The sequence below is a fragment of the Salipiger bermudensis genome (assembly GCF_019801965.1).
GTDB classification, from domain to species: Bacteria; Pseudomonadota; Alphaproteobacteria; order Rhodobacterales; family Rhodobacteraceae; genus Salipiger; species Salipiger bermudensis_A.
Map to the genome: position 1 here is coordinate 1 of NZ_JAHVIA010000026.1, position 1,331 is coordinate 1,331.

The 1,331-nt window shown below is 58.3% G+C and carries 2 protein-coding genes; one reads left to right on the top strand and one right to left on the bottom strand.

Annotation, left to right across the window (positions count from 1 at the left end):
- Positions 1-170 (top strand): integrase core domain-containing protein (locus KUV62_RS22605; RefSeq protein ID WP_222602952.1); only part of this gene is annotated, 170 nt, incomplete at its 5' end.
- A 253-nt stretch (positions 171-423) separates the two neighbouring features.
- Here the strand turns inward: KUV62_RS22605 and KUV62_RS22610 are convergent.
- Positions 424-1,146, bottom strand: a complete 723-nt coding sequence (locus KUV62_RS22610) for an NAD(P)-binding domain-containing protein (protein ID WP_222606016.1) — start codon at positions 1,144-1,146, stop codon at positions 424-426.
- Positions 1,147-1,331: the final 185 nt, after the last annotated feature.

The following is a 1,331-nucleotide window of genomic DNA, read 5'->3' on the forward strand; positions in this document are numbered from 1 at the left end:
GCCTGAACGAGCACCTGTTCGCCAATCTGCGCCACGCCCACGAGTTGATCGCCGGCTGGCGCAACGACTACAACCATCACCGCCCCCACACGAGCCTCGACGGGCTCACCCCGTGGGAGTATCACCAACGGTCAGTAGAGGACCAAACCCTGAACAGAGCTAACTCATAAACGCGGACTCTATGGGGAGCAGGTCACCGGCCCAGACCTGCCGTTCAGTCCCTGGCCGATCGCCACGGTGCAGCTTCACCAGAACCGGCCATTCGTCCATCGCGCGGCATTTTCGGAGGATGAAGGTCGGCAGGGCGGACGAAACGGACGTTCCGTTTGACGACCTGAACAACTGCTTTGGTGATTTACTACCTCTTAGTTTTGGCTGCGGCGGTGAGAACCGAAAGCAACTCGAACAGTTGTCAGTTTCAGACTAAGCCATTTTGCTGAGGCCGTTCTTGAGCGCCGCGGTCATCCCTTGAGCTTCCATATGAAGTCGAAGCCTCTGGTTGTACCCACCCGGCGCGTTGAGCGCCTCGATCAGGGGTTCACAAGCGATTGTCGACAGGTTCGATGCCACCAACTCTCTCAGAAAGGCTTCGCCCTGATTTTTGTCCGACACGCGATCCCCAAGCCAGTCCGCAGCATCGCTAACCATGCGCGCGACAGGAGAGAGCACAGCCTGCGCGCTCAGGTAGGCTGTCATCTCATCCGCGTCTTGCAAAGGATAGATGCTGTTCCGAGCACCGAAGATATCCGTGACGATTTCAGCGTCGCCATACATCATAATGGGCGTGCCGCCCTGTGCAATTCCGGGAAAGGGCATCATTATGGCAATCGCGCGTGCCGGTCGGACCAAGACGTCTGCGTCCGCAAGCGACACACCAGCCATGAATGTAATCGCGACTTGTCCTTCTCGAAAAGTCAGAGAGCCGAGGACATCTGTCGCAACCTCGGCCATCAATCCCAGAAACAGAACGTCGCTTGCGTCGACTACGCCTTGGTTGTCCGCAATCCGAACGTTCTCGTAGGCTTTAGCGAGAGACGAGGAATGATGAGCGCTGCGCTCGGAAACAGTGATCTGATGCCCATCGTGAACGATGCCTTCCACAACCGCACTGGCAATCGTTCCGCACCCGATCACGCCGATTCGCATGCTTGCCCTCTCCCTCCGATCTGATCCGAAGAAGACCTTGGCACATTTCGCAGCATTCGTCACTTCGGGCTCGAAGCCGTCATGCGGCGGCGTGGCAGGCTCGGTTCGCGGTGATCGAACCGCAGCGCGGCTGATTTGGTATGTTCGGCCGTCGGCATGATGCTGAAGACGTGGCGGGCGTGGTG